23 protein-coding genes and 1 tRNA gene are annotated in these 23,723 nt (G+C 68.7%); 12 read left to right on the top strand and 12 right to left on the bottom strand.

Annotation, left to right across the window (positions count from 1 at the left end; all coding sequences use genetic code 11):
* Position 1: 1 nt before the first annotated feature.
* Genes speB through RCO38_RS16005 form a run of 4 tightly spaced genes read left to right on the top strand, consistent with a single transcriptional unit; the run spans position 2 to position 3,860 of the window.
* Positions 2-961 (top strand): agmatinase, encoded by a 960-nt coding sequence (gene speB, locus RCO38_RS16020; RefSeq protein ID WP_308329344.1) that lies wholly within the window; start codon positions 2-4, stop codon positions 959-961.
* Between the two features lie 15 nt (positions 962-976).
* The gene (locus RCO38_RS16015) at positions 977-1,261 is read left to right on the top strand and encodes a cupin domain-containing protein (protein WP_308329343.1); all 285 of its coding nucleotides are present in this window, start codon (positions 977-979) and stop codon (positions 1,259-1,261) included.
* Positions 1,262-1,271: 10 nt separating this feature from the next.
* On the top strand, positions 1,272-2,348 hold the full coding sequence (locus RCO38_RS16010; RefSeq protein WP_308329342.1) for an ABC transporter substrate-binding protein: 1,077 nt from the start codon (positions 1,272-1,274) through the stop codon (positions 2,346-2,348).
* Positions 2,349-2,381: 33 nt separating this feature from the next.
* The gene (locus tag RCO38_RS16005) at positions 2,382-3,860 is read left to right on the top strand and encodes an NAD-dependent succinate-semialdehyde dehydrogenase (RefSeq protein WP_308329341.1); all 1,479 of its coding nucleotides are present in this window, start codon (positions 2,382-2,384) and stop codon (positions 3,858-3,860) included.
* A gap of 34 nt (positions 3,861-3,894) precedes the next feature.
* Here the strand turns inward: RCO38_RS16005 and RCO38_RS16000 are convergent, their stop codons facing one another.
* The 5 genes from RCO38_RS16000 to RCO38_RS15980 all read right to left on the bottom strand — a co-directional run bounded on the left by RCO38_RS16000 (position 3,895) and on the right by RCO38_RS15980 (position 9,409).
* Positions 3,895-4,386: a DUF1097 domain-containing protein gene (locus tag RCO38_RS16000; protein ID WP_308329340.1), complete on the bottom strand. Its 492-nt coding sequence runs from the start codon at positions 4,384-4,386 to the stop codon at positions 3,895-3,897.
* Positions 4,387-4,640: 254 nt separating this feature from the next.
* Positions 4,641-5,924 (bottom strand): DUF3047 domain-containing protein, encoded by a 1,284-nt coding sequence (locus RCO38_RS15995; protein WP_308329339.1) that lies wholly within the window; start codon positions 5,922-5,924, stop codon positions 4,641-4,643.
* A 132-nt stretch (positions 5,925-6,056) separates the two neighbouring features.
* Positions 6,057-6,704: a response regulator transcription factor gene (locus RCO38_RS15990; RefSeq protein ID WP_308329338.1), complete on the bottom strand. Its 648-nt coding sequence runs from the start codon at positions 6,702-6,704 to the stop codon at positions 6,057-6,059.
* The gene (locus RCO38_RS15985) at positions 6,682-8,088 is read right to left on the bottom strand and encodes a sensor histidine kinase (protein WP_308329337.1); all 1,407 of its coding nucleotides are present in this window, start codon (positions 8,086-8,088) and stop codon (positions 6,682-6,684) included. Before RCO38_RS15985 ends, RCO38_RS15990 begins: the two co-directional genes overlap by 23 nt.
* Positions 8,078-9,409: a tetratricopeptide repeat protein gene (locus RCO38_RS15980; RefSeq protein WP_308329336.1), complete on the bottom strand. Its 1,332-nt coding sequence runs from the start codon at positions 9,407-9,409 to the stop codon at positions 8,078-8,080. The genes RCO38_RS15985 and RCO38_RS15980 overlap by 11 nt, the downstream gene beginning before the upstream one ends.
* 176 nt (positions 9,410-9,585) lie before the next feature.
* On the opposite strand from RCO38_RS15980, the gene RCO38_RS15975 reads away from it, so the two are divergent.
* Positions 9,586-9,659: transfer RNA gene (locus RCO38_RS15975), tRNA-Gly, on the top strand.
* A gap of 62 nt (positions 9,660-9,721) precedes the next feature.
* Here RCO38_RS15975 and RCO38_RS15970 read toward each other — a convergent pair.
* Together RCO38_RS15970 and RCO38_RS15965 are read right to left on the bottom strand one after the other, a co-directional pair.
* On the bottom strand, positions 9,722-10,360 hold the full coding sequence (locus RCO38_RS15970; RefSeq protein WP_308329335.1) for a CoA transferase subunit B: 639 nt from the start codon (positions 10,358-10,360) through the stop codon (positions 9,722-9,724).
* Positions 10,361-10,371: 11 nt separating this feature from the next.
* A complete protein-coding gene (locus RCO38_RS15965) occupies positions 10,372-11,073 on the bottom strand; it encodes a CoA transferase subunit A (RefSeq protein ID WP_308329334.1) in 702 nt (233 codons plus the stop codon).
* 110 nt (positions 11,074-11,183) lie between these two features.
* On the opposite strand from RCO38_RS15965, the gene RCO38_RS15960 reads away from it, so the two are divergent.
* A complete protein-coding gene (locus RCO38_RS15960) occupies positions 11,184-11,747 on the top strand; it encodes a PAS and helix-turn-helix domain-containing protein (RefSeq protein ID WP_308329333.1) in 564 nt (187 codons plus the stop codon).
* A 33-nt stretch (positions 11,748-11,780) separates the two neighbouring features.
* Here RCO38_RS15960 and RCO38_RS15955 read toward each other — a convergent pair whose 3' ends face one another.
* The gene (locus RCO38_RS15955; RefSeq protein WP_308329332.1) at positions 11,781-12,764 is read right to left on the bottom strand and encodes a Bug family tripartite tricarboxylate transporter substrate binding protein; all 984 of its coding nucleotides are present in this window, start codon (positions 12,762-12,764) and stop codon (positions 11,781-11,783) included.
* A 75-nt stretch (positions 12,765-12,839) separates the two neighbouring features.
* The gene (gene pcaC / locus RCO38_RS15950) at positions 12,840-13,217 is read right to left on the bottom strand and encodes a 4-carboxymuconolactone decarboxylase (RefSeq protein ID WP_308329331.1); all 378 of its coding nucleotides are present in this window, start codon (positions 13,215-13,217) and stop codon (positions 12,840-12,842) included.
* Positions 13,218-13,298: 81 nt separating this feature from the next.
* On the opposite strand from pcaC, the gene RCO38_RS15945 reads away from it, so the two are divergent.
* Positions 13,299-13,886, top strand: coding sequence for a peroxidase-related enzyme (locus tag RCO38_RS15945; protein WP_308329330.1), 588 nt, complete (start codon positions 13,299-13,301; stop codon positions 13,884-13,886).
* Between the two features lie 6 nt (positions 13,887-13,892).
* On the opposite strand, the gene RCO38_RS15940 is transcribed toward RCO38_RS15945, so the two are convergent.
* The 3 genes from RCO38_RS15940 to RCO38_RS15930 are packed head-to-tail and all read right to left on the bottom strand — an operon-like array spanning position 13,893 to position 16,077.
* Positions 13,893-14,342: an acyl-CoA thioesterase gene (locus tag RCO38_RS15940; RefSeq protein WP_308329329.1), complete on the bottom strand. Its 450-nt coding sequence runs from the start codon at positions 14,340-14,342 to the stop codon at positions 13,893-13,895.
* Positions 14,343-14,351: 9 nt separating this feature from the next.
* Entirely contained in the window at positions 14,352-15,314 is a 963-nt protein-coding gene (locus RCO38_RS15935) for a DMT family transporter (RefSeq protein WP_308329328.1), read from the bottom strand.
* On the bottom strand, positions 15,295-16,077 hold the full coding sequence (locus RCO38_RS15930; protein WP_308329327.1) for an SDR family oxidoreductase: 783 nt from the start codon (positions 16,075-16,077) through the stop codon (positions 15,295-15,297). Before RCO38_RS15930 ends, RCO38_RS15935 begins: the two co-directional genes overlap by 20 nt.
* 139 nt (positions 16,078-16,216) lie before the next feature.
* On the opposite strand from RCO38_RS15930, the gene RCO38_RS15925 reads away from it, so the two are divergent.
* The 5 genes from RCO38_RS15925 to RCO38_RS15905 all read left to right on the top strand — a co-directional run bounded on the left by RCO38_RS15925 (position 16,217) and on the right by RCO38_RS15905 (position 23,693).
* Complete coding sequence (locus RCO38_RS15925) at positions 16,217-17,899, top strand: electron transfer flavoprotein-ubiquinone oxidoreductase (RefSeq protein WP_308329326.1); 1,683 nt, start codon at positions 16,217-16,219, stop codon at positions 17,897-17,899.
* A 108-nt stretch (positions 17,900-18,007) separates the two neighbouring features.
* Entirely contained in the window at positions 18,008-19,327 is a 1,320-nt protein-coding gene (locus RCO38_RS15920) for a TAXI family TRAP transporter solute-binding subunit (protein ID WP_308329325.1), read from the top strand.
* Positions 19,324-20,619, top strand: coding sequence for an ABC transporter substrate-binding protein (locus RCO38_RS15915; protein ID WP_308329324.1), 1,296 nt, complete (start codon positions 19,324-19,326; stop codon positions 20,617-20,619). The genes RCO38_RS15920 and RCO38_RS15915 overlap by 4 nt, the downstream gene beginning before the upstream one ends.
* A gap of 24 nt (positions 20,620-20,643) precedes the next feature.
* Complete coding sequence (locus tag RCO38_RS15910) at positions 20,644-21,294, top strand: nucleoside/nucleotide kinase family protein (RefSeq protein WP_308329323.1); 651 nt, start codon at positions 20,644-20,646, stop codon at positions 21,292-21,294.
* A 284-nt stretch (positions 21,295-21,578) separates the two neighbouring features.
* Positions 21,579-23,693, top strand: coding sequence for an ArnT family glycosyltransferase (locus RCO38_RS15905; protein WP_308329322.1), 2,115 nt, complete (start codon positions 21,579-21,581; stop codon positions 23,691-23,693).
* The last annotated feature ends 30 nt before the right edge of the window (positions 23,694-23,723 follow it).

Raw genomic sequence — 23,723 nt, 5'->3', positions numbered from 1 at the left:
CATGACCGACCCCACCGCCTTCCACCAGCCGCTGGGCGGCAATGAAATGCCGCGCTTCGGCGGCCTGGCCAGCATGATGCGGCTGCCCGTCGCCAGCAGCGCCCAAGGCCTGAACGCCGGCTTCATCGGCGTCCCGCTGGACATCGGCACCAGCCACCGTCCGGGCGCCCGCTTCGGCCCGCGCCAGATCCGCGCCGAGTCCTGCCTGATCCGCCCCTACAACATGGCCACCGGCGCCGCGCCCTTCGATGCGCTGCAAGTGGCCGACCTGGGCGACGTGCCCATCAACACCTACAACCTGCTCAAGTCGGTCGACCTCATCGAGCAGCACTACCGGCCGGTCATCGACGCCGGCTGCATCCCGCTCACGCTGGGCGGCGACCACACCATCGCCCTGCCGATCCTGCGCGCGATGAAGGCCAAGCACGGCCCCGTGGCGCTGATCCATGTGGATGCCCACGCCGACGTGAACCCCGACATGTTCGGCGAGCGCATCGCGCACGGCACGCCGTTCCGCCGCGCCGTCGAGGAAGGCCTGCTGATCGGCGACAAGGTGTGGCAGATCGGCCTGCGCGGCAGCGGCTATTCGGCCGAGGACTTCGACTGGCCGCGCCAGCAGGGCTTCACCATCGTGCCGGCGCACGAGGTCTGGTGGCAGTCGCTGGCGCCGCTGATGGCGCAGATCCGGGAAAAGATCGGCCCCGACACGCCCACCTACCTGAGCTTCGACATCGACGGCATCGACCCCGCCTACGCGGGCGGCACCGGCACGCCCGAGATCGGCGGCCTGAACGTGCCGCAGGCGCTGGAGATCGTGCGCGGCTGTCGCGGCCTGAACCTGGTGGGCTGCGACCTGGTCGAGGTCTCGCCCGCCTACGACACCAGCGGCAACACCGCGCTGCTCGGCGCCAACCTGCTGTTTGAAATGCTGTGCGTATTGCCCGGCGTCGCCTACCGCTGAACACAGAGGAATCCCATGAGCCGCCCGCAAGCCGTCCCTACGGTCCAGATATCCAACGACCGCGTCATCGTGACCGAGTGGCGTTTTGCGCCCGGCGCCGAGACCGGCTGGCACCGCCACGCCCACGACTACGTCGTGGTGCCCATGACCGGCGGCGAGTTGCTGCTGGAAACACCGGAGGGCCAACGCACCTCGCCGCTGGTCCCCGGCCAGTCCTACACCCGCAACGTCGGCGTGGAACACAACGTCATCAACCCCACCGCGCACGAGGTCGTGTTCGTGGAAATCGAAATGCGCTGACGCCACGCCCATGCACCTCTCCAGACCTCTCCTTCTGCTGGCCCTCGCCATCCCTGCACTGGCCTCGGCCCAGTCCCAGCCACTGGTGGTCGCCAACTTCGGCGGCGCCAACGGCAAAGCCCAGGAAGTGGCCTTCCTCAGGCCCTTCACCCAGGCCAGCAAGGTGCCGGCCAAGGGGGTCGAATACGACGGCGACCTGGGCGCGGTGCGCAAGATGGTGCAGGCCCGCAAGGTCGAGTGGGACGTGGTGGAGGTCGAGTCCTCCGAGCTGACCACCGGCTGCAGGGAAGGCCTGTTCGAACCGGTCGACAGGAGCAGGCTGCCCCACGCGTCCATGCTGCTGGCCGGCAGCGTGCAGGAGTGCGGCGTGGGCGCCTTCGTCTGGTCCACAGTGATGGCTTACAACAGCGCCACGCTCAAGACCGCCCCGCGCAGCTGGGCCGACTTCTGGGACGTGAAGAAATTCCCGGGCAAGCGCGCGATGCGCAAGGGCGCGCGCTACAACCTCGAATTCGCGCTGATGGCCGACGGCGTGCACCGCCGCGACGTCTACAACATGCTGGCCACCGAGCCCGGCCTGCAGCGCGCCCTGGCCAAGCTGCGGCAGCTGCAGCCCCACATCGTCTGGTGGGAGTCCGGCTCGCAACCTCCCAAGCTGCTGGCCGACAACGAGGTGGTGCTGAGCACCGCCTACAACGGCCGCATCTCGGCCGCCGTGGCCGATGGCGCGACGCTGTCGACAGTGTGGACCGACGCCATCTACGACATCGACTACTGGGCCATCGTCAAGGGTTCGCCCCGGGCCGAACAGGCGCGCGCCTTCGTGAACTTCGCCACCACCGACGCGGCCCAGCTCGCGTTCTCGCGCGAGATCACCTACGGCCCGACCCACTACAACGCCATCCTGCAGTACGACAACGGGCGCAAGCGCGTGGTGGACGACGCCCACCTGATCGACCTGTCGATGGCCCCCAGCGACCTGCCCTCGGCCCCCGGCAACCTGCGCCGCTCGCTCGCCTTCAACCCGACGTTCTGGGTGGGCAATGGCGCGCAGATCGAAAAGCGGCTCGCCGACGCGCTGAAATAGAACATTCCACCCATTGCATTCAAGGAGACCCGCATGGACATGAAGACCTCCCCCCTGGCCCTGCTCAAGGACCCGACCCTGCTCAAGACCGACGGCCTGATCAATGGCGAGTGGGTGAAAGGGGCCAGCCGCTTCGACGTGCTGGACCCTGCCACCGGCCTGAAGCTGGCCGACGTGGCCAATCTGGGCACCGCCGACGCCGAGCGCGCCATCGCCGCTGCCAACGCGGCCTGGGGCCCGTGGAAGAACAAGACCGCCAAGGAGCGCAGCATCATCCTGCGCAAGTGGTTCGACCTGCTGATGGCGAACCAGGACGACCTGGGCCGCCTGATGACCGCCGAGCAGGGCAAGCCCCTGGCCGAGGCCAAGGGCGAAGTGGCCTACGGCGCCAGCTTCGTCGAGTGGTTCGCCGAAGAGGCCAAGCGCGTCAACGGCGAGACCCTGCCGCAGTTCGACAACAACCGCCGCCTGATGATCCTCAAGCAGCCCATCGGCGTCTGCGCCGCCATCACGCCCTGGAACTTCCCGCTGGCCATGATCACCCGCAAGGTCGCTCCCGCGCTGGCCGCCGGCTGCCCGGTGGTCATCAAGCCGGCCGAGCTGACCCCGCTGACCGCCCTGGCCGCGGCGGAGCTCGCCATCCGCGCCGGCATCCCGGCCGGCGTGCTCAACATCCTCACTGCCGACGACCAGAACTCCATCGCCGTGGGCAAGGTGCTGTGCGCCTCCGACGTGGTGCGCCACATCAGCTTCACCGGTTCCACCGAAGTCGGCCGCATCCTGATGGCGCAGAGCGCGCCCACGGTCAAGAAGATGTCGCTGGAACTGGGCGGCAACGCACCCTTCATCGTGTTCGACGACGCCGACCTGGACTCCGCCGTCGAAGGTGCCTTCGCCAGCAAATACCGCAATGCCGGCCAGACCTGCGTCTGCTCCAACCGCCTCTACGTGCAGGAAGGCGTGTACGACGCCTTCGTCGAGAAATTCGCGGCCAAGGTCAAGACCGCCAAGGTCGGCAACGGTTTCGAGGACGGCGTGAACCAGGGCCCGCTGATCGAGGAAGCGGCGCTGCAGAAGGTCGAGCGCCACGTCGCCGACGCGCAGGCCAAGGGCGGCCGCGTGCTGGTGGGTGGCAAGCGCCTCACCGGCCAGTTCTTCGAACCCACCGTGGTGGCCGACGCCACGGCCGACATGCTGTGCGCGCGCGAAGAGACCTTCGGCCCCTTCGCGCCCGTGTTCAAGTTCAAGACCGAACAGGAAGCCATCGACGCGGCGAACAACACCGAGTTCGGCCTGGCCAGCTACTTCTACAGCCGCGACATCGGCCGCATCACGCGCGTCAGCGAGGCGCTGGAGTACGGCATGGTCGGCGTGAACGTCGGCATCCTGGCGACCGAGCACGTGCCCTTCGGCGGCGTCAAGCAGTCGGGCCTGGGCCGCGAGGGCTCGCACTACGGCATGGACGACTACGTCGAGATCAAGTACGTCTGCATCGGCGACGTGCTCAAGTGATCTGCGGCACCTGACGGCGAACGGATGCGTCTGATCAGGCCGCCGGCTTGGTCAGCTTGCCCGCCAGTTGCTCGGACACCCAGCCAAACGCCGCACCCACGGCAATCGACAGGATGGTGGGCAGGATGGCCGCCGTCGGCGTCATGTCCTTGCCCAGCAGGATCAGGCCGGCCACGGTGGCAAAGCCGTACACGCTGGACGGAATCGTGGAGAGGAACGGCAGGTGTGCCGCCAGCACGATCACGGCCGCGCCAATGCCCACGGCCACCGGAGCGGCCAGACCACCGAGCGCACCCAGCGGGCCGATCAGCATCACCGACGCCATGCCCACGAGCGCGCCAAACGACATGCACACCACGGTCTTGACGAAGCCGTCGGTCTTGCCGCCGTTGTGAAAGAAGCTGGCCCAGGCCACGAAGGCCTGCCAGACCTGCATCTGAAAGGCGGCCAGCGGCCCCAGGAACAGCCAGGTGGCGACGACGGCGAGCAGCCCGATGGAAATGGCCAATGCAAACAACAAACTCATGAATGTCTCCTCGTTGGTGGAATGAAAACGTCCTGCCCAGGTGCGGCAGGACGCCGGCAAGGAGTCAACTTCCGTGCCACTTCCCGGAGAAATTCTCAGTTTGAGAGCGCCCATGATTCCATTGGCTTTTCCTGCATGCTGCGGTGCAGCTTGCCGCGTTGCAGCATGTCCAGACCCTGTCACCGAAGTGACCGTGTTGCGCTTCAACGGAACAGTCCGCGCGGGCGGGCATGCGACACACAGCTCCCGTGTGGCTACAGGATGCGTTGCAACTGACCGGTCTGGCCGATGGCAATGCGCCGGTAGGCACAGCGCCCGACCTGGCGCAGGAACAGCGAGTTGGCGATCAGCCACACCCGCACCGCGCGCGTGGCCTTGCCGCCCACGATGCGGCGGTAGTCCTCGAACAGGTCGCGGCGCTCGTCGAAGGCCTTGCCCAGGTCGGCCAGCCCGCTGCGCTGCACCACATGGGTCTCCACCGCATCCCAGCCGGGCAGCGGACAGCGGAACACCTGGCCCACCGGCAGACTGGAACTCCACAGGTAGGTGATGTCCTGGCCGTCGTCGAACTCCACGGCGATGGACAGGTAGTCGTGCGTGAGGATCTGGTTTTCCGGCAGGTGCGAGGGCAACCGGTCCACCACCCACTGCCAGTCCAGCGTGAGCCCAGGCCGCAAGGGCTGGTCCGCCAGCGGGTACTGCAGGATGCCCACGTTCTTGTGCGTCTCGCAGTCGATGCGCTGGCCCGGGCCTTCGGTGAAGATGCCGCCGTCGCCGAAAGCGAAGAAGTTGTGCCAGCCCGCCGGCATCAGCCGCGCCTGGCGCTGGCGCTGCAGCTCGGCGCGCACCAGTCCCTGCACGTCACCCCGGGCCGAGAGCGCCAGCAGGCCGTCTTCGGCAGGGCCGTTCCAGACCACGGCCACGCCCTCCACCCTGCCCTCGCCGGCGAGGTACTGCGCCAGCGGCACCGCGAGATCACCCTGCGGGTTGGCGAACTCACCCGCCGAGCGCGCGATCTGCAGGCGGCCGGCGCGGTCCGCCGTCAGCGTGCCGGTGTTCTGCATGGTGTTGTGGATGGCGCTGGCGCCGCCGCTGCCCGCAACGCGGGCGAAAAACACGAAGCCCGGCTCCAGCCAGCGGCCGTGCTCCTTGCTGAACCACCAGAGGCCGTTGAGAAAGAACGTGACCTGCTGCCCGGCCTTCAATTCACCCAGCGAGGGGCTCCAGGGCAGGGTCGATGGCGCCAGGGTGAAGGACTCGATGCGGGCCACCGCCTCGACACCCCGCGCCAGATGCCGGAAGTCCTGTGCCAGCTCGGCCGCCGGGCGGATGGCACCCGGCGCCGGCTTCGGGCTGTCGGCATGGGCCATGGCGCAGGGGCCTGCCAGCAGCGGCGCCGCGGCCAGACCCTTGACCCACTGGCGGCGGCTGGCGCTGGGCATCGGTGGGCTGCCGGAATCTCCCGCGTGGGTGCCGCAGCAGTGGTTGTGGTGATGGGGTGGCGCAGTGGTGCCGGGTGCGGTGGTCGAACGGGTCACAGAGGTCTCCTGATGGGGTGAACGCCCGCCGGACCGGATGCCGGGCGGGCTGCGACCCATGCTAGGAAACACCGCGGTCGCGACCGGCCCGGCGGGCGTTTTGCCCGGCCCCGCGCGGGTCCCTGTCCCGGCTCAGCCGGCCGAAGGGTCGCCGCGGTCCAACAGCTTGAGCTGCAAGGCCTTGCGCGTGAGCTCGATGTCGCTGCGCGCGCCCAGCTTGGCCTTCAGCTGGTAGTGGCCGTTGCGCACGGTCTTGGGGCTGATGTGCAAGGCCTGGCCGATCGCGTCCACGTCCAGCCCCTGCATCAGCAGCCGCAGGATGTCGAACTCGCGCGGCGTCAGGCCAGCGTGTTCGCCCTCGCCGTCGAGCAGCATGCCGGCCACCTCGCCCGCCAGGTCGGGGCTGAGCGCGCGCTGGCCGCGCGCCACCTGGTAGACCGCATCGACCAGGACCTGCGGCGCGCTGCCCTTGGTCACGTAACCGCGCGCGCCGGCCTTGAGCGCCTGCACCGCGTACAGCGGCTCGGCGTGCATGGAGAACACCAGCACCGCCGCCTCCGGGTTGTGGCGCAGGATCTGGGCGAGCAGGCGCAGGCCGCTGCCCGTGCCCAGGCTCAGGTCCAGCAGGGTCACCTCGGGCTCGTGCGTCTTGAACTGTTCGTAGCCCTCTTCCGCCGTGCCGGCCTCGGCCACGATGCGCAGATCCTGCCGCCGCTCCAGCAGGCGTCGGTAGCCTTCGCGCACGATGGCGTGGTCGTCAATGATCAGCAGGCGCAGCATGGTGTCCTTCGTGAACCGGCAGGTGGATGCGCAGCCGCAGGCCGTGCGGCTCGGCCACCTCCAGCGACAGCGTGCCGCCCAGCGCCAGCACACGTTCGCGCATGCCCAGCAGGCCCTGGCCGCCGGTGGCGGGCAGCGCGGGCGGCTGCAGGAGCGGGCCATTGTCCTGCACCTGCAGATGCAGGCCGTCGGCGCGTTCACTGAGCAGCACCTCGATCCGTGAGGCCTGGCCGTGGCGCACCGCATTGGTCAGCCCCTCCTGCACCAGGCGGAACACGCTGACCGACAGCGTGTCGTCCCAGCGGTCGAGGTCGCCGTCGATCTGCAGCCGGTACTCGCAGCGCCCCGCGTCGCGGCGCCGCCAGCTGTCCACCAACTGCTGCAGGCAGGCGGTGAGCCCGAAGGCCTCCAGACCCGGTGGGCGCAGCTGCTGCACGATGTGACGCACCGCGGTCACCATGCCTTCGCAGGTGCGCGTGAGCGCGTCGGCGCTGGGCAGCAGCGCCGGCACAGACTCGCGCGCCACTTCGTCCACGAAGGCCACCTCGGCCCGGATCGAGGTCAGCGACTGGCCCAGTTCGTCGTGCAGTTCGCGAGCCAGGTGGCGCCGCTCCTCCTCGCGCACGGTCAGCAGCCGGTCGGCCAGTTGCCGCTGCGCGCCCACCGTGTCCTGCAGCCGGTCGGCCATGCGGTTGAACTGGGCGCCGATGCGCTGCAACTCTCTGGGGCCAGCGGACGGCATGCGGGCCGAGAGGTCGCCCGCTTCCAGCCGCTGCAAGGTGGCCATCATGGCCCCGGTGGGCCGCAGCGCGCGCCGCGCCGCCAGATAGGCCAGTGCCGCCACCGCCAGCACACCGGCCGCGCTCACCAGGGTCTGCCACCAGTGCTGCCACAGCAGAGCCGACTGCGCCGGCCAGTGCGGCGCCAGGGCCAGTTCGCCGACGCGGGTGCCGGGGTAGCGCACCAGCGGGAGCAGCGCACCCGCCTCCCCGCCGGCCGCGGCCCGCAGCAGCGGCTCGACCCCACCGGGATGCGCCCCGGCGGCGCCCAGGCAACGCTGGTCCACCGCCAGACCGTGGATGTTGCGCACGGTCAGGCAGAACGGCACCAGTTCGCCCAGCCCGACCAGGTTCTGCAGTTCCGCGCCCGAGAGCGTGGCCTGGAACACGCCGGGCTCGGCCCCCAGCTCGTTGAGCCGCAGGCGCTCGATGGTCCGCGCCAGGCGCTGCAGCTGCGGGTCGACCGCCGAGGCCACACGCCACAGGCTCCAGCCCCCCGAAGCCAGCAGCAGCAGCACCGCCCCCGCCAGCAGCCAGGCGCCCAGGCGGCGCTGCAGGCGGTAGCCGGGGACGGCGGAAACAACAGAAGCGGGCTCAGCGGGCATGGGCCCGATTGTCGGGTCCGGCATCAAGCCGGGCGAGGGCCTCGCGCGCCTCGCCCAGCCCTTCCTGCGCCGCGCGCTGCAGCCAGTGGCGCGCCTGCACCGGGTCGGCCGGCACGCCCTGGCCCTGCGCCAGCGCCATGCCGTAGTGGTAACGCGCCAGCGTCGCGTAGCCCGAGGTGTCCGGATGTTCCGCACCCTGGCGCAGCAGCTGCGCCGCCCGCACCGGGTCCCTGGGCACACCATGGCCGTTCTCCAGCAGGTGGGAAAGCCAGATGATCGAGTAGGGGTCGTTCCAGCGGCTGATGCAGTCCTCGAAGATGCGCACCGCCGCCGCGTGGTCGCCGGTCTTGTCGGCGGCGTAGCCATAGAGGCACTTGATGCGCTTGTCGCTGTTCACGAACGCGCCGTAGCTCATGTCGTTGCCCGAGTCGTCGCGCGACACCGCGGCGGCCGGCGAGGCGACGGGAGCGTCCCGGAAACGCTGGCCGTCGGGTCGCAGCCAGGCCCCGTGGTGCCCCAGGCGCAGGAACTCCTGCGCATCGGCCTGCCCCTCCCGGGCCAGGTCCTCGAACAGACGTCGCGCGGCCCCTCGGTCGGGCGCCACACCCAGGCCGAAATGCAGCGCCGTCGCGTAGTGCAGCCGGGCCAGCCGGGCATAGCCCTCGTTGTCGCTGTCCATGGCCTGGCGCAGGAACTCCACCACCCGCTCGGGACGCTTGGGCACGCCGTAGCCGAGGTCGAAGTACTGCGAGAGGCGGATCAGCCCGCCCGCATGCCGCCGCTTCACGCAGTCGGCCATGATCTGCAGCGCCGTGTCGAAGTCGCCGCACTTCTCCAGTTCGAACAGCGCGGTGGAGAAATGGCCGGTGCTGTACTCGCAGCTGGCGGGGATCTCAATCTGCGCGGCCTCGATCTCCTCGGCGGTCGGATGGGGGCCGCGGCAGAGCTGGTTGCTGGCTCGCAGCCGACCCGCGCGTTCGGCCAGCCGCTGCACCCACGCCGCAGCCTGGGCCTGCGCCCCGGCTGCCGTGGCGGACCAGCGCAGGCGCGTGCCGCCGGTGCGGGTGTCCCAGTCCACATCCAGCCGGAGGTCGGCCCCGGCCAAGGTCTCCGGCCGCAGGCGGGCTTCGTAGCGCCCGTCGTCCAGCGCGAGCACCTCGGCGCGACCCGCGCTGCGGTCGGCCAGCGCCTGGTGCAACGCCCGCCAGACCCGCTCCGGCGGCATGGGCAGCAGCTGCTCGCCTGAGGCGCCGTCGGCCGCCCAGGCCGAAGACGCCGCGAGGGCGGTGAGAAACAGGGCGGTGGTCACAAACCGGCGCATGAGGGACTCCTTCGTGTCGTGGGGCTCCCGGGCTCGGGAGTGGCGCGATGCTAGGAAGGAACGCAGGGCTTGTGGGCGGCCAGCGGCGCGCAGGGCAGGCCGCCCGGGCCGCGGCGGGCAAAATGCCCGGTTGGTCGTCGAGGCCCGGGCCGGCACCGCTACAATCGCCACCCATTGCGGGTGTAGTTCAATGGTAGAACGGCAGCTTCCCAAGCTTCATACGAGGGTTCGATTCCCTTCACCCGCTCCAGAATGACGAAGGCCCCGCGGCGCAAGCAGCGGGGCCTTCGGCTTTGTGGGCGAGCGGACCGGTCAGATCAGCGGCACGCCCGTCTTGCTCTGGATCTCTTCGCGCGTCACGCCGTCGGCCAGCTCCACCAGCTTCAGGCCTTCGGGCGTCACGTCCATGACGCCCAGGTCGGTGATGATGCGGTCGACCACGCCCTTGCCGGTCAGCGGCAGGGTGCACTCGGGCAGGATCTTGAGGTCGGTGCTGCCGTCCTTCTTCTTGGCCACGTGCTCCATCAGCACGATCACGCGCGGCACGCCCGCCACCAGGTCCATGGCGCCGCCCATGCCCTTGACCATCTTGCCGGGGATCATCCAGTTGGCCAGGTCGCCACTGGCCGTCACCTGCATCGCCCCCAGGATGGACAGGTTGATCTTGCCGCCGCGGATCATGGCGAAGCTCTCGTGGCTTCCGAAGATCGACGAGCCCTTGATGGTGGTGACGGTCTGCTTGCCGGCGTTGATGAGGTCGGCGTCCACCTCGTCCTCATACGGGAAGGGGCCGATGCCCAGCATGCCGTTCTCGCTCTGCAGCCACACCTCGACGTGGTCGGGCACGTGGTTGGCCACCAGCGTCGGGATGCCGATGCCGAGGTTCACATAGAAACCGTCCTGCAGTTCCTGCGCCGCGCGCGCGGCCATCTGGTCTTGGGTCCAAGGCATGTTGGTGCTCCTTACTTGCGGTCGCGGGTGGTGCGCTTCTCGATGCGCTTTTCCGGGGTGGGGTTGTGCACGATGCGGTGCACGTAGATGCCGGGCAGGTGCACGTCGTCCGGCGCGATCTCGCCGGTGGCGACGATGCGCTCGACCTCGACGATGCAGACCTTGCCGGCCATGGCGGCGGCAGGGTTGAAGTTGCGCGCCGTCAGGTTGAAGCGCAGGTTGCCCGACATGTCGGCCACGTCGGCCTTGACCAGCGCCACCTCGGGGAACAGCGCGTGCTCCATCACGTAGGTCTCGCCGTTGAATTCGCGCAGTTCCTTGCCCTCGGCCACGATGGTGCCGACACCGGTCTTGGTGAAGAAGGCCGGGATGCCGGCGCCGCCGGCGCGCAGCTTCTCGGCCAGCGTGCCCTGCGGCGTGAATTCGAGTTCGAGTTCACCGGCCAGGTACTGGCGCTCGAACTCCTTGTTCTCCCCCACGTAGGACGAGATCATCTTCTTGATCTGGCGCGTCTGCAGCAGCTTGCCCAGACCGAAGTCGTCCACGCCGGCGTTGTTGGAAATGGCGGTCAGGTTCTTGACGCCCGAATCGCGCAGGGCGTCGATCAGGGCCTCGGGAATGCCGCAGAGGCCGAAACCGCCGACGGCGATCAGCTGGCCGTCGGCCACCACGCCCTTGAGGGCTTCGGCCGCGCTGGGATAGATCTTGTTCACGTGAAAAGACTCCAGTGGTTGAACAAACAGGGATCGAAAAAACCGGGTGGCGGAACGATACTACGTATCCACATACGTAGTTTGACCTAAGGACCAACCCGCACACACCCATGGACCGCATCGACTACCGCCTCGCCTTCGACCTCGCCCCGGTGGGCCTGGCACTCTCGCGCCAGCGCACCATGGTGGACTGCAACCAGGCGCTGTGCGAGATGTTCGGCGCCTCGCGCGAGCAGCTCGTGGGTCAGAGCTTCCGCATCCTCTACCCCAGTGCCGACGAGTACGAGCGCACCGGCGCGCGCATCGAACCCATCATCAAGCGCGGGGCCAGCACCTACGCGGACGAGCGCATCATGCAGCGCGTGGACGGCCGCTTCAAGGGCGAGACCTTCTGGTGCCACGTGACCGGGCGCGCCCTGGACCCGGCCGATCCGCACGCCGCGGGCATCTGGAGCTTTGAAGACCTGAGCGCGCGCCGGCCGGTGGGCGCCGCGCTGACCCCGCGCGAGCGCGAGGTCGCCGCCTGCCTGATGGACGGCCTGACCAGCAAGGAGATCGGCAAGCAGCTGGGCATCAGCCACCGCACGGTGGAAATCCACCGCGCGCGGCTGATGCGCAAGTACCAGGCTCACAGCACGCCCGATCTGGTGCACCGGTTGATCGCAGGTACCTGACAGCGCTCCGGCGCCGGAACGCGGGAGTCGGGTTCACTGGGGCTGGTAGCCACTGGCCTGGATGATCTTCGCCCAGACCTCGCGGTAAGCCACCTCGCGCTTGCCCAGTTCGGCGCCACTCATGAAACCCACGGTCAGGCCCATGGCGGTCAACCTGTCCTTCACATCCGCCTGAGCGATCACTTTCTGCAGGGCCGCGGCCAGTTTGTCGAGTTCGGCCTTGGGTGTGCCGGCGGGCGCGAACAGGCCGTAGTACGGCAACTCCTCGAAGCCTTTGATGCCGAGTTCGGTGAAGGTCGGCACCTCGGGCAGCGCAGCCTGGCGCTGGGTGCCCATCACGGCCGCCACGCGCAGCTTGCCGGCCTTGTGGTTCTCGATGAAGTCCGGCACCGAGCCCACGCCGGCCGGGATGGTGTTGCCCAGCATGTCGGCCATCATGGGGGCGCTGCCGCGGTAGGGTGCAGCCACCAGATCCAGCCCGAACTGTTTGCCAATCACCTGCACCGCAAACTGCGGCGTGGACGCGGGCGCCGGGATGCCCATGGTCGCCTTGCCGCCGGCCGCCTTCACGCCCTCGATCCAGGCCTTGAAGTCGCGCGCCGGCGTGCCGCCCGACAGCGCCACCGCGTTGACGAAGGTCGCGAAGCCAGCCACTGGCACGAAGTCCTTGGCCGGGTCGAAGCCCGGGTTCTTCATGGTCAGCGGCAGGATGGACACGCTGTGGTCGTGGCTCAGGAACAGCGTGTGGCCGTCGGCCGCGGCCGCCTTGAGCGCCTGCGCCGCCAGCTGGCCGCCCGCACCGGCCTTGTTCTCCACCACCACGTTGCGGCCCAGTTCGACCTGCAGACGTTCACCCAGGATGCGGGCGATGGCGTCGGTGCCACCCCCGGCCGGAAAGCCGACCAGGATTCGGGTGGTTGAAGCCTGTGCGTGGGCCGTGAACGGCGACAGCAGGGCCGATGAAGTGGCGAGTACTGCAAACGAGCGCAGCATCCATGAACGGCGGCTTGAGGTCATGACAAACTCCTTGTTGATTGAACAATGTTTAATGTTTTGACGGCTGTTTTTGACATTGACCAGCAATCAAACGGATCACAGACCGTCCGCAGGGACCACCTCGGCCGCCGTGCGGAAGGCCTCCACCGCCGTCGGGATGCCGCAGTAGACGGCGGCGTGCAGCAGGACCTCCTGGATCTCCGCCGGTGTGGCGCCGTTGTTGAGCGCGCCACGCACATGGCCCTTGAGTTCGTGCTGCTTGCCCAATGCGGTCAGCATCGCCACAGTGATCAGGCTGCGCGTCTTGCGGTCCAGGCCGGGCCGCTGCCAGACGTCGCCCCAGGCGGCGCGCGAGATGTGGTCCTGGATCGGCTGGGTGAAGGGGGTGGTGCCCGCCAGGGCGCGGTCGACAAAGTCGTCGCCCATCACCTCTCGGCGGGTCTTCAGGCCTCGGTGGTATTGCTCGTCTTGCATGATTTGTTCCCCAGGTGTCAGAGTCGGTGCAAGGCGCGAGGATAAGCTGGCCTTTTGCCCAGAACCTGACCGGAGACAAACATGAGCGAGCGCTACCCCCTGCCCGACCTGAACAGCCTGCCCGACGACCTCAAGGCCAAGATCCTGGAGGTGCAGGAGAAAGCAGGCTTCGTGCCCAACGTGTTCCTGGCGCTGGCCCGCCGCCCGGCCGAGTGGCGCGCCTTCTTCGCCTACCACGACGCCCTCATGGTCCCCGAGTCGGTCGGGCGCACGTCCGGGCTCACCAAGGGTGACCGCGAGATGATCGTCACCACCACCAGCGCCGCCAACCACTGCCTGTACTGCGTGGTCGCGCACGGCGCCATCCTGCGCATCTACGAGAAGAAGCCGCTGGTGGCCGACCAGGTGGCGGTGAACCACCGCAAGGCCGACATCAGCCCGCGCCAGCGCGCCATGCTCGACTTCGCGATGAAGGTCTGCCTGGCCTCGCACGAGATCGACGACGCGGACTTCGAGGCCCTGGCCGCCCACGGTTTCAGCGACGAGGACGCCTGGGACATCGCCGCCATCACCGCCTTCTTCGGCCTGTCCAACCGCATGGCTAGCTTCAGCGGGATGATGCCCAACACCGAGTTCTATCTGATGGGCAGAGTCCCGAAACAGAAATAAGCCAGATCACCGGCCCAGGAGCGGCGGGTGGCCGGCGCCCTCGATCAGGGCGCGCGCCCGGTCGGACATGGGCACCGACTTCTGCTTGGGAAAATCCACCCAGACCACGGTCGCGCCGCCGTTGGCGTACACCGTGGCCGGGTCGTCGGTGCGCAGCATCTCGTGGAAGGTGTCGAACGAAGTTCTGCCCATCGTGCCCACGTAGGTGCGCACCAGCACCTCGCCCGGGAATTCGAACTGCCGGATGAAGTTGCAGAAGGCGTTGACGATCACCGGTCCCTCGCCCTGCGGGTCGGCCGGCAACCCCATGCCGAAGAACCAGTCCAGGCGGGCGATCTCCATGTAGCGGAAGTAGATCGTGTTGTTGACGTGACCCATGGCGTCCATGTCGCCCCAGCGGATGGGCACCACGATTTCGTGCACCAGGCGTTTCTCGGCAGGCAGTTCGAGTTTCATGTCGTCCCCTCATTGATGGGCCTTGATCGAGGCCAGGATCCCGGCCACGAACAGCACACAGGCCAGCAGTTGCGTGGCGGCCGGCCAGTCGCCGCTCCAGGCGAAGGCGTAGATCAGTGCGAACACGGTTTCGCTCACCACCAGCTGGCCCGCCAGGCTGGTGCTGAGCCGGCGGCTGGCGATGTTCCACATCACCGAGGCGATCCAGGCCGACCCGATGCCGGTGAAGACACACACGAAGACGAAGCGGCCGAAGCCGGGCCGACCGGTCAGCTCGGCCCAGCCGGTGCCCCAGCCCAGCCCGAGCACGAGACCTCCGAGACCTGCGGCCAGACCCAGCCAGTTGGCCCAGGCGGTGGATTTCACCTCGGGATGGCTTCGGATCCAGCGGGCGTTGAGCATGCCGAAGGCCAGCCAGCTGAGCATGGCGCCCACCGCCAGCAGCACGCCGCGCCAGAAGTGCCCCGATCCTGAGGCGTTCACCTCTTCCGCCGTGGCGTCCATCATCAGCACCATGCCGGCCGCCGTCAGCACCAGACCGGGCAGCAGCGCCTCCCAGCGAAGGTGCGCGGGCTTGCCCAGCAGCATCATCCAGACCGGCAGCGTGCCGATGATCAGTGCCGGCAGCGCCGCGCCGGCATCGGCAATGCCATAGACCAGCAGCAGGTAGTAGCCGGTGTAGCCCAGCACGCTGAGCCACAGCGCTGCGCTGGCCTGTGCGAAGGAGGGCCACTGCCCGGCGCGCTGAGGCGACGGCACCCGCAGCGTCTGCCACAGCATCCAGGCCAGCGAGAACATGCCGCAGGCGACGAAGCGCCCCGCGGTGTAATCCACTGAAGAAAACCCGGGTGCCACCAGCGGCGCGACGAAGGTCGTGCCCCAGAATGCGCCCGCCCCCAGCCCGGCCGCCACGCCCGCCGCCATGCCGGGCGGCAGCCCCGCCAATGCGCGTTCAGACACCGAAACCGTCATCTGCCGCGATCACCGCCCCGTTGACGAAATGGCTCTCGTTGCTGGCCAGCATGACCAGGATGGCGTCGAGATCCGCCGGCTGGCCGACGCGCTTGCGCGGCAGCATGCCGATGAGCTTCTGGCCCTGTTCGGTCTGCCAGTGCTGGTGGTTGATCTCGGTGTCGATGTAGCCGGGGCAGATGGCGTTCACGTTGATGCCGTACTTGCCCCACTCCACGGCCATGGCTTTGGTCATCTGCACCACGGCGGCCTTGCTCATGCAGTACACGCCGATCTGCGGCAGCACCTTCAGCCCCGCCATCGACGCGATGTTGATGATGCGGCCACCGACGAAGGTGCCGGGCGCCGCGCCCTTGGCGCGGGCCAGCATGCGCTTGGCCACTTCCTGGGCCACGAAGAAGGCGCCCTTGGTATTGGTGTCGAAGACGTAGTCGTAGTCTTCCTCCGTCACGTCCTGCAGGCGCTGCGTGGTGCTGACGCCCGAGTTGTTGACCAGGATATCGATCGGGCCGACCTCGGTCTCGGCGTGCGCCACGGCCGCCCGGATCGAGGCGGTGTCGGTCACGTCCAGCGCGACCACGTGGGCGTCCCCGCCTTCGGCCTCGATGTGCGCGCGCAGCGCCATCAGGCGGTCGGTGCGGCGGCTGGCCAGCACCACGGCGGCACCGGCCTTGGCCAGGGTCTTGGCGAACTGTTCGCCCAGGCCGCCGGAAGCGCCGGTGATGAGGGCCACGCGGCCCGAAAGGTCGATCTGGTAGGTCACGGGATAATCTCCGGGCAGGTGCAAATTAGCACGATCGTTCGATTTTCTGGCGCCGCAGCAATAGAATGCTGTCCGCCCGACGACAGGCGCCGCGCCAGGTGGCGGCGAAAGTACAAAACCATTATCCGCGAGACCCCCCATGACCTCTGAAGAAATCCTTGCCCAGTTCGGCCCGCGCGAAGCCATGGAATACGACGTGGTGGTCGTCGGCGGCGGCCCCGCCGGCCTGTCCACCGCCATCCGCCTCAAGCAGCTGGCCGCCGAGAAAGGCAGCGAGGTCAGCGTCTGCGTGCTGGAGAAAGGCTCCGAGCCCGGCGCCCACATCCTCTCGGGCGCGGTCATGGACCCCAAGGCCATCACCGAGCTGTTCCCGAACTGGAAGGAACTCGGCGCGCCGCTGAACCAGCCGGTGACCGGCGACGACCTGCTGGTGCTCAGCGAAACCGGTGCGCAGCGCACACCCGACTGGCTGATGCCGCGCAACTTTCACAACGAAGGCTGCTACGTCATCAGCCTGGGCGCGGTCACCAAGTGGCTGGGCGAGCAGGCCGAGGCACTGGGCGTGGAAATCTTCCCCGGCTTCGCCGCCGCCGAAGTGCTCTACAACGACGACGGTTCGGTCAAGGGCGTGGCCACCGGCAACCTCGGTGTGGGCAAGGACGGCGAGCCCATGGACAGCTTCCAGATCGGCATGGAGCTGCATGCCAAGTACACCGTGTTCGCCGAGGGCGCGCGCGGCCACCTGGGCAAGCAGCTCATTGCGAAGTACCGGCTCGACGAGGGCAAGGACGCGCAGACCTTCGCCATCGGCATCAAGGAGCTGTGGGAGATCCCGGCCGAGAAGGCCAAGCCCGGCCTGGTGGTGCACACCGCCGGCTGGCCGCTGGCCGACGACACCTTCGGCGGCGGCTTCCTCTACCACCTCGAGGGCAACAAGGTCACGCTGGGCTACGTGATCGGCTTGGACTACCAGAACCCCTGGCTGTCGCCCTTCGAGGAGATGCAGCGCTGGAAGACCCATCCGGCCATCAAGGCCCACATCGAAGGCGGCAAGCGCCTGGGCTACGGCGCCCGCGCGCTGAACAACGGCACGCCGCAGGCCCTGCCCAAGACGGTGTTCCCGGGAGGCGCACTGGTCGGCTGTGATGCGGGCTTCCTGAATGCCGCGCGCATCAAGGGCAGCCATGCGGCCATCAAGAGCGGCATGCTCTGCGCCGAAGCGGCGTTCGAGGCCGTGACGGCCGGCCGCCAGTCCGACGAACTCACCGCCTTCGAGAGCGGCTTCAAGTCCAGCTGGCTGCACGAGGAGCTCTGGACCTACCGCAACTTCAAGAACTGGTTCAAGAAGAGCCCGCTCATGGGCAAGCTCATGACCGGCGTGGAGCACTGGTTCCTGCCCAAGGTGGGCGTGAGCGTGCCGCCCTGGACGATCCACAACACCACCAAGGACCACACCAAGCTCAAGCCGGCGGCGGAGAGCCCCCGGATCAGCTACCCGAAGCCAGACGGCGTGATCACCTTCGACCGCCTCTCCAGCGTGTTCATCAGCAACACCAACCACGAGGAACAGCAGCCGGCGCACCTGACGCTCAAGGACGCCAGCGTGCCGGTGAAGATCAACCTGGCGAAGTACGCCGGCCCCGAGAGCCGCTACTGCCCGGCCGGCGTCTACGAGTTCGTGGAAAAGGACGGCGCCGAGCAGCTGGTGATCAACGCGCAGAACTGCGTGCACTGCAAGACCTGCGACATCAAGGACCCGACGCAGAACATCGTCTGGGTCACGCCCGAGGGCGGCGGCGGGCCGAACTACGCCGGCATGTGAGCCCTGTGGTTTCCTGACAGCAGCCGCCCTCCCGGGCGGCTTTTTTGTGGCGGCGTCTGGTTGAAAGGGATACAGAACCCGTATCCTCGCGAAGGCTTTTGTTCACCAATGACCTACGCCCACCTCTACCGCCACCGCTGGCTGCTGATCCGCCTGCCGATCGTGCTGGCCATGGTGGTCATGGCGGCGGCGGCCTGGTGGTGGCTGTACCCGATGCCTCCCACGCAGCTGACCATCAGCAGCGGCCAGGCAGACGGGGCCTACCAGCGCCACGCCCTGCGGTACGCCGAGGCCTTCGCCCGCCATGGCATCTCGCTGGAAATCCATTCCTCCGAGGGTTCGGCCACCAACCTGCAACGTCTGCAGGCACGCCCGCCGCAGACCGATCTGGCCCTGGTGCAAGGGGGTTTCGGCTGGTCGTCCGCGGCCGGAGCCGCCCGCAGCGCGGCCGACGTCCAGACGCTGGGCAGTGTGGACATCGAGGTGCTGTGGCTGTTCAGCCGCGAACAGCCGATGACCTCCCTGCTCGACCTCGCGGGCAAGCGGGTGGCCGCCGGACCCGAAGGTAGCGGCCACCGGGCCATGCTGCAGCGCCTGCTGCGGCAGATGCATGTCGACCTCGGCCAGGTGGCGCTAACGGCGCACAGCGGCGTCACCGCGCGCGATGCGCTGCTGCGCCACGAGGTGGACGCGGTGTTCATGGTCGCCTCGCCCAGCGCGCCCGGCATCGCGGCCCTGCTGGCGGCGCGCGGGGTGCATCTGGCATCTCTGCGCCGGACAGCGGCGATCTCTGAACGCAACAATTACCTGGAAAGCCGGCTGCTGCCCGAGGACGCGCTGGCGCCCCGGCAGCCGCCGCGCGACACGCCGGTCCTGACCACGCCCACCCACCTGCTGGTCCGCCAGGACCTCGACCCGGCCCTCAAGCGCCTGGCCACCGCTGTGGAGCTTGAGGTGCACAGCGCGGCGGACACGTTCCACCGGGCCGGCGAGTTCCCGGCCCTGCGCTTCAGCGACTTTCCCTCGGCACCCGAAGCGCGCCGGGTGCTGTCCCAGGGCCTGGGCGGGCTGGAAGCGCTGCTCCCCTTCTGGTGGGCGCAGGTGCTGCAGCGCCTGCTGGTGATCGGCGTGCCCCTGCTGCTGCTCGCCCTGGTGCTCGTGCGGCTGGTGCCGGCCTGGGTGCGGTGGCGGCTGGAGAACCGTGTCACCCGCTGGTACGGCGAATTGCGGTTCATCGAGAACGACCTCGCCAACAACGCCGTCAACCTGGGGGGCATGGACCTCAGCCGCATCCACGGCCGGCTCAACAGCATGGAGGTGGCCATCGTCGGCGAGGGGCTGCCGCCGGAGCTGGCGCAGCGCTGCTACACACTGCGACAGCATGTGAACTTCGTGCGCCAGCGGATCCGGGAGTACCGCGGCCGATGAAGATCCTGCTGCTCTACCAGCGCCGCTGGCTCCTGATCTACCTGCCGCTGCTGCTGCTGCTGTGCGCCGCGGTCGTGGCCATCCTGTGGGTCTGGAAACCGCTGCCGCCCCAGCGTGTGGTCATCGGCACCGGGCCCGGCCAGAGCAGCTACCTCGAACTGGCCCGCAACTACGCGGCCCGGCTGGAGACCCTGGGCATCGAGGCCGACATCGTGGCCCACGACCGGCCCCAGGAAGCGCTGGACCGCATGGCCGCGGGCGAACGCGGCATCGATGTCACGTTCGCCCAGGGGCTGTATGCGCCCAAGGGGCCGGCGGTGCAGGCGCTGGCCGTGGTGGGTCACGAAATCGTCTGGGTGTTCGCGCGCGAGGGCATCGACCAGCTGGAGCAGCTGCGCGGCGGGCGTGTGGCGGCCTCGGTGGAAGGGTCGTCCAACCGCATCGCGGCCGACCTGCTGCTGCGCCACGCCGGACTGGCCAAGGACGAGGTGGGGTTCACCGACGACGTCGGGGACAGCGCGATCGACGCCATCACCGCCGGTCGCGTGGACGCTGTGGTGCATGTGGCCGCTGGCGACTCGCAGACCGCGGCCACCCTGGCCCGGCTGGACGGCGTGCACCTGCTCGGTGTGGAGCGCGCCGGGCAGCTGGCTTCGCGGGAGCCGCGGCTGCGCGCCCTGGTCATGCCGCAGGGCTCAATCGAGCTCCGCGCCAACCTGCCACCGGCCGACCTGCCCACCCTGGTCACCCAGACCCACCTGATGGTGCGCGAGGACCTGCACCCTGCGCTGCAGCGCGCGCTGGTGGACGTGGCCGGCGAGTTGCACGTGATGTCCGGCTTCCTGGAGGGCCAGGGGCTCTACCCGACCGCTGTCGGCAGCAACTACCCGGTGTCCCCGGTGGCGCGCCGGGCGCTGCGGGGCGGGCGGCCCTGGATGGAAACCATCCTGCCCTACGGCCTGGCGCAGTGGGCCGAACTGGTGCTCTACGCGCTGCTGCCCGTGGGCCTGGCGGGCACGCTGCTGCTGCTGCGGGCGCCCCGCTACATCGACTGGCGCGTCGACGCCGCGATCCTCCATTTCTATGGCGAGCTCAAATTCCTGGAAGAGGATCTGTCCCGGAATCCCAACCCCGACCCGGTCCGGCTGCGCGCCGTGGCACGCCGCCTGGTGGTGCTGGAGCAGCAGGTGGACAAGATGGAACTGCCCGACCGCTACGCCGACCGCTGGTACACGCTGCGCGAACACCTGCAGCAGGCGAGAAACCGGGCACTGAGCGCGCCGCAGACCTGAGCCGCTGCGCTACATTGGCGCGCCATGACTGTCCCCCGACTGCACCCCGATCTGATCGAACGACTCCAGGCCCTCGCCGCAGGGCCCCGCCGCCTGCTCGGCGTGGTCGGCCCGCCCGGCGCCGGCAAGTCCACCCTGGCGGCGCTGATGGCGCAGGCCCTGGGTGAACGAGCCCAGGCCGTGCCCATGGACGGCTACCACCTCGCACAGGTCGAACTGGAGCGGCTGGGCCGCGCCGGCCGCAAGGGCGCGCCGGACACCTTCGACGCCGCCGGCTACGCTGCACTACTGCGCCGCCTGCGCCAGCAGGCCCCGGGCGAGACGGTCTACGCGCCCGACTTCCGGCGCGAGATCGAAGAGCCGGTGGCCGGCGCCCTGCCTGTGTTCGCCGGCACGCCGCTGGTCATCACCGAAGGCAACTACCTGCTGCTGGACGACGACCCGGCCTGGGCCCCGGTGGCGGCGCTGCTCGACGAGGTCTGGTACCTGGATGTACCGGCCGCGCTGCGGCTGGAACGGCTCGCCGCCCGGCACATGCAGTTCGGCCGCACGCGCGAACAGGCAATGTCCTGGATCGCGCAGACCGACGAACCCAATGCGCGGCGCATCGAGGCCTCGGCGCACCGCGCGCAACGCCGGGTGGGCTGGGACGAGCGCCTCGGCCAGTTTGCGTAAGCGCCGCAGCCGGCCCGGCGGCCGGCGGTCGCACTGTTTCCGCAGCGCAACATTTCCCCCGGGCGGGGTGGCCAACGGCGAGGGGCCGTAAACGTCGCTTAAGTGACCCCCCTTATCATTCTTAAGCTTTTGTTACTCGTCGGCAGACCCCGCGCGCCGAAGGGCGCCAGAGCAGCTTCCCTGAATGGGCCGGCAGGCACCGCCAGGAGACACAACAAACAAACGGGTGGTCTTGCATGCATCAGGCGCTCACCAGTGAGCCAATTGGTCAATCCCCGCGCAAAGTGGCCCTCCGGTCGCTCGCCGTCGCCTTTTTCGCCATCCTCCTGGTCTTCCTGCAGGCCCGGCTCAGCCGCGATCTGCAGATCGTCTTCGACCTGCGGGTCGAGCGCCCCGGCCCCTACCAGGTCTACCTGGCCGACGACCAGGGCAACTTCAGCGAACGGCTGAACTACACCCGCTCGACCCGGGCGGGCGAATGGCAGCGACACAGCATCAGCGTCAACACGCTGCGCAAGGTCACCCAGGTGCGCATGGACCCGACCACCCTGCCGGGCCGGGTGGACTTCGGTGCGCTGGAACTGCGCAGCCGCTGGGGCCTGCTCACCCTGCAAGGCCCGGCCTTGCGCGAGGCGATCCAGGGCATGAGCGATCTCACCGTGGTGGCGGTGGAGCCGGAGATGATCCGCTTCCAGGTCACCGGCGCGGACCCCCACTTCGTGTACCGGCTGCCCAAACAGGTGATCAACCCGCCGACGCGCCAGATCTGGCCAGTGGCGCTCGGCGTGGCGCTGGTCGCCGGCCTGGTGTGGCTGGCCGCGGAACTTGCCCTGGGCTGGATGCGCCGCGAGCGCCCGCAATGGCACCAGGGCCTGAGACAGGCCGTGGCCCGCGGCTGGCTGCTCCCGCTGGTGGTCTGCCTGGGCCTGACCTGGAAGGCTTCGGACCGCATTTCCAGCGACCCCATCGTCGGCGACGGCATCCAGAACCTGCTGATGGCCGTGAACCTGTTCAAACACGGCACCTTCTCGCTGGACAACAACAGCAACCCCAAGCCCACCAACTTCCGCGAGCCGCTGGACCCGCTGGTGGTGGCATTGCACCTGAAACTGGCCGTGCCGGCGGCGGCAGACCGCCCCATCGCCGACTTCCGTTCCGGCGACCTCACCCGCACCGTCAAGCTCAGCAACCTGCTGTGGATCTTCACCGGGCTGGTGGGTATCTGGGCGCTGACACGCCGTCTGGGCGGCAGCAACCTGGCGGGCTTCGTGGCCACCGGCCTGTGCTTCCAGATCTTCTTCCACGGCAACACCTACATCGACACGCTCTACACCGAGCTGTCCACCGCCACGCTGATGATCTGGGCCACCTACGGCCTGCTGCGGGCGGTGCAGCGGCAGTCGCTGGGCTGGTTCTTCGGCTCGGGCATGCTGATGGGCCTGCTGGCCCTGGGCAAGGCCTCGTTCGCGTACATCGGCGTGGTGGCGGTGCCGCTGCTGATGGCCGCGCTGCTGATCGCCCGGCGCCCCGACCGGTTCGCTTTTTCTCAGGTGATCGTGTGGGGCCTGGTGATGGGCTCTGCGTTCCTGCTCACGCTCTCGCCCTGGGTGGTGCGCAACTACGTGCACTTCGACAACTTCCGCATCACCGAGCGCGGCGGCCTGATCCTGTGGGGCCGCGCCCACATGAACAACATGAGCAACGAAGAGGTGCTCGGCCTGATCTACGACAAGAGCCCCACGCTGTACCGGCGCGCCGTGGCCGGCACCCACCTGGGCGAGGCCCCGGGCGACTTCGAGCGCGGTGGCCGCTGGCAGCGCCTTAACCGCTACCTCTCCACCTTCTGGGAATCCGACCGGCGTGCCGCCTACGAAGGGCATCCCCAGAATGCCGTCAGCTTCCACTACAACCTGGCCGCCCAGTACAACCAGCGGGTGTTCCGCAAGCGCGACGAGGGCCACCCCTATCCCGACCAGGCCGTGGGCGACGAGATGAAGGGCGAGGCCATGGCCATGCTCAAGGAGCGGCCCTGGCGCCATGTCGCGATGACCGTGCCCTTCTTCTGGCACGGGTTCTGGAGCTTCAAGAAGGTCGAGGTGCCGCTGGTGTCCATCGAGACGCAGGACGCCATCGGCGAACTGCTCAACCTGTTCGCCGGTGTGGCCCTGTTCGGCGTGTTCTGCTACGGCCTGTTCCGGCGCCACGCCCAGTGGGTGGCGGTGACCGTGCTGCCGGTGGGCCTGCTGGTGTTCTACGCCTTCCTCAGCCACAACATCCCGCGTTACTCGTCTCCGGCCCATCCCATGATGCTGCTGGCACTGGTGCTGGTGGTGCGCACGCTGTGGCTGCGCTGGCGGCGCCGGCAGCATCCTCCCGGCCCCGAGCGGGTCGTCGGCTGAAATCCTCTCCTTACCCAGGCGTTTCACGAC

Source organism: Hydrogenophaga pseudoflava, from assembly GCF_031020795.1.
GTDB classification, from domain to species: Bacteria; Pseudomonadota; Gammaproteobacteria; order Burkholderiales; family Burkholderiaceae_C; genus Hydrogenophaga; species Hydrogenophaga pseudoflava_A.
This window is presented reverse-complemented; position numbering and strand designations above follow the sequence as displayed.